The organism is Streptomyces sp. NPDC042002, from assembly GCF_055588305.1.
Genome location: NZ_JBVJCT010000002.1, coordinates 435,850 through 442,539, shown reverse-complemented (window position 1 = coordinate 442,539; position 6,690 = coordinate 435,850). Strand labels below are relative to the sequence as shown.

At 67.6% G+C, this 6,690-nt stretch carries 6 protein-coding genes and 1 pseudogene; 1 reads left to right on the top strand and 6 read right to left on the bottom strand.

Annotation, left to right across the window (positions count from 1 at the left end; genetic code table 11):
• Nucleotides 1–102: 102 nt before the first annotated feature.
• On the bottom strand, nucleotides 103–456 hold the full coding sequence (locus ACZ6KY_RS04705; protein WP_469308849.1) for a PRC-barrel domain-containing protein: 354 nt from the start codon (nucleotides 454–456) through the stop codon (nucleotides 103–105).
• 225 nt (nucleotides 457–681) lie between these two features.
• Nucleotides 682–792, bottom strand: a pseudogene (locus ACZ6KY_RS04700) (hydrophobic protein); the annotation flags it as partial.
• Nucleotides 793–889: 97 nt separating this feature from the next.
• On the opposite strand from ACZ6KY_RS04700, the gene ACZ6KY_RS04695 reads away from it, so the two are divergent.
• The gene (locus ACZ6KY_RS04695) at nucleotides 890–1,066 is read left to right on the top strand and encodes a CsbD family protein (RefSeq protein ID WP_469308848.1); all 177 of its coding nucleotides are present in this window, start codon (nucleotides 890–892) and stop codon (nucleotides 1,064–1,066) included.
• Between the two features lie 209 nt (nucleotides 1,067–1,275).
• On the opposite strand, the gene ACZ6KY_RS04690 is transcribed toward ACZ6KY_RS04695, so the two are convergent.
• From ACZ6KY_RS04690 to ACZ6KY_RS04675, 4 genes are all read right to left on the bottom strand, one after another.
• Nucleotides 1,276–1,725, bottom strand: a complete 450-nt coding sequence (locus tag ACZ6KY_RS04690) for a response regulator (RefSeq protein WP_469308847.1) — start codon at nucleotides 1,723–1,725, stop codon at nucleotides 1,276–1,278.
• Nucleotides 1,722–3,332, bottom strand: a complete 1,611-nt coding sequence (locus tag ACZ6KY_RS04685; protein ID WP_469308846.1) for a sensor histidine kinase — start codon at nucleotides 3,330–3,332, stop codon at nucleotides 1,722–1,724. Before ACZ6KY_RS04685 ends, ACZ6KY_RS04690 begins: the two co-directional genes overlap by 4 nt.
• Before the next feature lie 53 nt (nucleotides 3,333–3,385).
• Nucleotides 3,386–4,603: a PP2C family protein-serine/threonine phosphatase gene (locus tag ACZ6KY_RS04680; RefSeq protein WP_469308845.1), complete on the bottom strand. Its 1,218-nt coding sequence runs from the start codon at nucleotides 4,601–4,603 to the stop codon at nucleotides 3,386–3,388.
• A 330-nt stretch (nucleotides 4,604–4,933) separates the two neighbouring features.
• Entirely contained in the window at nucleotides 4,934–6,661 is a 1,728-nt protein-coding gene (locus ACZ6KY_RS04675) for a thiamine pyrophosphate-dependent enzyme (protein WP_469308844.1), read from the bottom strand.
• Between the last annotated feature and the right edge of the window lie 29 nt (nucleotides 6,662–6,690).

The following is a 6,690-nucleotide window of genomic DNA, read 5'->3' as shown; positions in this document are numbered from 1 at the left end:
CCCCCCCCCCCCCCCCCCCCACCCCCTCCCCCCCCCCCCCCCCCCAAGGCGCCCCCCCCCCCCCCCCCCCCCCCCCCCCCCACTTCGTGAGTGGCGCTGAGATCAGGCGCGACGGTGGGTCTGGTAGTAGCCGCCGACCTGGTCGTGGTAGCCGGCGTCGCCGACATGCTTGTCCTTGTCGAACTCGGGGGAATCCTTGATCTGGTCCTTGGTGAGATCGACGTAGATCTTCCGCTCGGCCTGGTCGACCGTCTTCACGGTGCCGGCGGGCAGCAGGACGTGCTTGCCGAAGATCCAGACACCGGTGTCAACCACAAGATACGAGGAGTCGACGTCGTCCGAGTGCTTGTCGACCTTGCCGATACTGCCGTCGGTAGCCTCGACCTTGTATCCGATCAGGTCGGTACCCGCGATGTGGCCGGTGGTCGGCTGGTAGCCCCAGATGCTGTCACTCATAAAACGGCTCCCTCATCGAGATTCTTTGCTACTCCGCAGTCGAACTGCGGAGACCTGTCAGCGCCATCGAATTCGGTGACGTTTCCTCAGAAAGGCGGGTGCCCTGTCTCCCAGGCCCTACACATTCACGTCCAGAGGAAATATGAATGGCCGGAAATGCCGCACTGGAGACGATGCCCCCTGCGCCGGGGCCCACCCATGTTCAGGGCGTGATTTACGCTCCACTCACCAGCGGTACCAGCGGCCCCGCTTGCCACCGCCGCCTGCGGGGCGGATCACAAAGCCGAGGGCCCACACGACCAGCGCGATGACAGCGATCCACCACAGGGCCTTGAGCTACGAAAATCCGCGCGACGACCTTCCGGTTTACGAGTGGAAGCTCGGGGGACACGGAGGGCGAATCATTTTCCATTTAGACAGGGTGTGAGCTGTTGTGGCTGCGGACGAGAAGGCTCAGGCAAAGGGCGAGCAGGCCAAGGGCAAGGTCAAGAAGGTCGTCGGCGGCGCCGTGGGCAACGAATCCATGAAAGCCAAGGGAAAGGCCGAGGAGTCCAAGGGCGACCTGCGCGCCGCCAAGGAAAACACCAAGGACGCCATCAAGCCCAAGTAGGTCGCGCCACTTCTGATCCCGGCAGCCCTGAGGGCTGCCGGGATTTGCGCTGTCCCGAACCTCTCCGGATCCGCGAATTCACTGGTCCCGGTCCACGAACGCGATGGCCCCGACCGACCGGTCGTACTGCGGGACTTGTCCGCACCGGAAATGGGCCCGCGTGGATACGCGTACGCCCATACCCGACAGGCTCGGTGACGCTTCGGTGTTCAGCCGTTCTGCCGGGGCAGGCGCACCACCTGGACGAAGAACTCGTCGATCTGGCGGACGGCTGCGATGAACTGGTCCAGATCGACCGGCTTGGTGACATAGGCATTGGCGTGGAGTTTGTAGCTGCGCAGGATGTCCTCCTCCGCCGCGGAGGTGGTGAGCACCACGACCGGGATGTGCGACAGGGCCGGGTCCGACTTGATCTTCTCCAGGACCTGCCGGCCATCGTATTTGGGCAGGTTGAGGTCGAGGAGGATCAGATCGGGCTGCTGCGCGTGGGCGTGAGCGCCGCGCCGGTAGAGGAAGTCAAGGGCCTCCTCGCCGTCCCGGACCACGTGCAGGGTGTTGCCGATCTTGTTGTCCGCGAACGCCTCCCGGGTTATGAGCTCATCGCCCGGGTCATCCTCGACGAGCAGGACATCGATGGGGGTGCCAGCAGGAGCTGTCATGTCAGGGCCTTGTCCTCGGTGCCGGCGTGAGTTCCGTCCGCCGCGTCGGCGGACGGAAGAATGAAACAGAAGCGTGCGCCGTCTGTGTAGGCCGTGTCGATCCAGATGCGGCCGCCGTGGTACTCGACGATCTTCTTGCACAGCGCGAGGCCGATGCCGGTACCGCCGTAGGCATCGCGGCTGTGCAGCCGCTGGAAGATGACAAAGACCTTGTCCTCGAACTCACCGGGGACACCGATGCCGTTGTCCGTGACGCACAGGCGCCAGGCCTCGGGGTCCTCGGGGTCTTGTTCGCAGGTGACGCGGATGTGTGGCGGGCGGTCGGGACGACGGAACTTGACGGCGTTGCCGATCAAGTTCTGCCAGAGCATCGTGATCAGTGTCGGGTCCCCGACGATCCGAGGCAGTTCGTCCGGCCGGTCGATGTGCGCGCCGCTGTCGGTGACGGAACTGTCCAGGTTGGCCAGCGCCTTGCTGAGAACCTGGTCCAGATCGACCGGGAGCCGGACGTCGTTGACGCGGCCCACGCGGGAGAAGGTGAGCAGGTCGTTGATGAGGACCTGCATGCGTTTGGCGCCATCTACGGCGAACTCGATGTACTGGCGGGCTCGGTCGTCCAACTGGTCGCCGTAGCGCTTCTCCAGCAGCTGGCAGAACGAGGCCACCTTGCGCAGCGGTTCCTGCAGATCGTGGGAGGCGACATAGGCGAACTGTTCGAGCTCGGCGTTGGAACGGCGCAACTCCACTGCCTGCGCGTCCAGGTCGGCGGCCTGCCGGGTCAGGGCGTCCCGTTGCTCGCGGGAGGAATCCAGCTCGGCGACGATGCGCTGCCGCATGTTCTCGACGTCCTCGGCCACCGCGATGAGATCAATCGGCCCGCGGCCGGTGATGACATGGTCGAAATCGCCTCGTGCCACCCTGCGCGTTGCGGTACGCAGGTCTTCCAGCGGACGTGCCACCAGCAGACGTACGAGCACCGTCAGCACCACGCCGGTCAGCAGGAACACCACGACCATGGCGATGAACACGGCGTCGCGGACCTTCCGGGAATACGTCAACCGGTCCTGACCGTTCTCGACCGCTGCCGCCAGTCCGGCGTTCTGCTTGGCCGACACACTGCGGATACGGTCGAAGAGCTCTTTGCCGCGTTCGGCGGTCACCCTGTCGATCGTGCGCGGCCTGCCCGGCATGACGCTGACCACCCGAGGGTCGGCGTAGGTTCGCCGCCACTCGGCCGCCCGCCTCTCGATCGCCTCCAGGTCGGCGAGGAGTTCGGGACGGTCGCCGATGAGGTGGCGTATCCGGGTGGCGGCCCGCGTCTCGTCCTTCTTGCCCTGCGCGTAGGGGTCCAGGAACTGGGGGTCGGCCGCGATGACGTAGCCGCGGATCCCCGTCTCCTGGTTCACCAGGGCCGCCTGCAGCCGGTACGCCTCCGTCTGCGCGGGTTCGACGTTCTGGAGCAGATCGTCGGTGACCGAAGCCGTCCGCTGGAGCAGCGCGGCGCCGACCGCGGCGCCCACGACCACCACCAGCGCCATGAGCGCCACGACCAGCCGGATCCAGCCCTGCACTGTCAGCCGACGTCCGGACCACCGCTCGCCGGTCATGTTCCGTATCCGATCCTCGGAGTCACTGTTGTGAACCTCGCTCTTCACACCGATCAGTCCCAGCGCAGATAGAGCACGGCGACGTCGTCGGCCAGGCCGCCCTGTCCCTCGGCCAGTGCCTCGGCCCGATGGATCAACCCGTCGACGAACGCGGTCGGAACCAGACCGGCCAGCTCGCGCGCCACTTCCAGCAGCCCCGCCTCGCCCAGCCGCTCCGTGCCGCGCCCGACGCGCCCTTCGAACAGGCCGTCGGTGAACAAGACCATCGCAGCCCCCTCAGGGACCGCCAGCTCCTCCACGGGCCAGTGTGCGCTGCCGGGAATGATCCCCAGCGCCGGCCCACCCCTGACCTCCACCCACTCGACTCCGCCGCCTGAGCACAGCAGCGCACCATGATGACCTGCCCGGACCATCCGGATGCGCCGTTGACCGGGAAGGACGGTGAGGATGGCCAAGGTGGCGAAGACCCCCACCTCGGCCCGCTCAGCCATCAGGATCTCCTCGAGCCGGCCCACTTGATCGGCGCCGGTCACCCCGCTGAGCACCAGGGTGCGCCAGGCTATGCGCAGCGCGACCCCCAGGGCGGCCTCGTCCGGACCGTGCCCGGAGACGTCACCGATCATCGCGTGGACGGTGCCGTCGGCGCTCTGCACGATGTCGTAGAAGTCCCCGCCCAGCAGCGCATGCGCACGGCCGGGCCGGTAGCGGGTCACGACCTCCACACCGTCGCCGCGCAGGAGCGGGCGCGGCAGCAGCCCCCGCTCCAGACGGGCGTTCTCCTGGGCCTGCATCTGACTCGCCTGCAACGCCACCGCGTCCTGCTCGGCCTGCTTGCGCTGGATCGCGTAACGGACCGCCCGGCCGAAGAGTTCCGGCTCGACCCGGCCCTTGACCAGGTAGTCCTGTGCACCCGCGGCCACGGCCGCCAGACCGGTCCCCTCCTCGGCGAGTCCGGTGAGCACCACGATGGCGACGTGTTCGGCACGTTCACGCACCCGCGACACCGCCTCCAGGCCCTGCGCGTCCGGGAGGTGCAGATCCAGCAGCACGCAGTCCGGGATCTCGGACGCGAGGACGTCGCATGCCTCGGCCATCGAGCGCACCCAGCGCAGGCGCATCCCGAGCGCGCTGTCGGCGACCATCTCCTCCACGAGCAGCGCGTCGCCCGGGTCGTCCTCGACCAGCAGTACCGACGGCTCCGCCGTCCCCCAGGCCGCCGTACGGTCAAGCTCGGACAAAGCCACGCCGGCGGCTCGAGGCTGCGACGTCATCATTGAATGGACCCCCACCCACAAACATGCCGCCGCTGCCTGACGGATAACTCCGCGAGCATACTCATGCCGGCGTCGAGGAGCCTCGCGAGTAGTACCTATGCCTTCAGCGTCGAGACAGCAGTTGTCCAAGGGACCCAGGGCGTTCTCGGAAATTCCGGGTCAGGGGTACGACTTCCTCGGCACGGTGAATGTCCGTGCCAGCAGGGCGAGTTCCTCGGCACGGTGTTCTGTCACCAGAAAGGTCGCAATGAGAACGTGTCTGCCTGGAGGCGAAGGCCGAGTGCGCCGCGCGTCCCGTTCGGGGCGAACGGCCGGCGTCCGAGTGAGTCAGTTCTCACGGCTCGTAAGGACCTCCTTGACCTTGGCGATGGCGAAGCCCCAGCCCTGTGCCACGGTCGGCTTGCCCGGCACGGCCACCTCCTCCGGGTTGGTCAGCACGTCGAGGACGACGGGTCCCGGTGTGTCGAACGCCCGGCGCACGCTGTCGTGGAGTTCGGCGGGGTCGGTGACCCGGATTCCGGTGAGTCCGAGAGCGGTGGCGACCGCGGCGAAGTCGGGGTTGTCGAGTTCCGTGCCGAACTCGGGCAGGCCCGCTTGTTCCTGTTCCAGCTTGACCATGCCGAGGCGGCGGTTGTCGAAGACGACGAGTTTCACCGGCAGCTTGTACGTCTTGATGGTCATGAGGTCTCCCAGCAGCATGCTCAGCCCGCCGTCGCCGCAGAAAGCGACGATCTGGCGGTCGGGCGCCCAGAGTTGTGCCCCGAGGGCCTGCGGCATGGCGTTCGCCATGGAACCGAGGTTGTAGGAGCCGATCAGGCGCCGGGTGCCGGTCATGGCGACGAAGCGGGAGAGCCAGACGGTGGCCATGCCGGTGTCGGAGGTGAAGACGGCGTCCTGGTCCGCGAACGTGTCGACCGCGGCAGCCAGTGCTTCGGGGCGAATCTCGTGGTCGCGATTGTCGAGGGCGGCACGCAGTTTCCCGGTCCACCGGCGTTCGTGGTCGGGGCGAGCCAGGCGCTGCTGTCCTTCCTGCCAGTGGGCGAACCGCTCCCGGGCGTCGTCCAGATGGGCACGGTCGGGCGCCTCCTTCAGCAGCGGAAGCAGAGCGCGCAGCGTGGCTCCGACGTCGCCGGCAAGGCCTACGGTCACCGGGACCCGGCGGCCCAGGTGCTCCTCACGGACATCGATCTGTACGACCTTGCAGTCCTTCGGGTACCAGTCGCGATAGGGGAAGTCGGTGCCGAGCATGAGGAGCGCGTCGCCGCTGTCGAGTGCGTGGGAGGCGGCGGGATTGCCGATGAGACCGGTTTGTCCGACCTGGAAGGCGTTGTCCTCCTCGAAGCCTTCCTTCGCCTTGAGGGTGAGCACCATGGGTGCGGCGAGCGACTCGGCGGTGCGGAGCACTTCGGCGCGGGCGTCACGCGCCCCGCGGCCCACGAGCAGGGTCACGCGGGAGGCGTTGTTCAGGAGTTCGGCCGCCTCGACGAGCGCGGGGTCGTCGGGCCGGGTCACGGCACGGTCGAGAGCGAAACGTGCCGGCCGGTTCTCGCTCACTTCCTGGTCCCCCAGGTCGCCGGGGACCGTCAGGACGGCCACTCCGCCCTGGCTCACGGCCGCGCGTACGGCCGATTCGAGCATGCGCGGCATCTGGTCCGGAGAGGTGACGGTGGCGCGGTAGACAGCCACGTCGCGGAAGAGCAGGTCGTTGTCCACTTCCTGGAAGTACTCGCTGCCGATCTCGGCGAGGGGGACCTGACCGCAGATGGCGAGGACCGGTGTCCGGCTCTTGGCCGCGTCGTAGAGGCCGTTGAGGAGGTGCACGGATCCCGGTCCCACGGTTCCCATGCACACCCCGATGGTGCCCGAGAGCTGCGACTGGGCCCCTGCGGCGAAGGCGGCGGCCTCTTCGTGCCGACACCCCACCCAACTCAGCTCATCCGTGGTGCGGATGGCGTCGGTCAGCGGGTTCAAGGCGTCTCCGACGACTCCGAAGACGTGCTTGACGCCCAGTTCCTTGAGTGCGTCAACGATCACATGGGCGACTGTGCGTGCCACGGGAGTGTCCTTCGGTCCGGTGGGGCCCC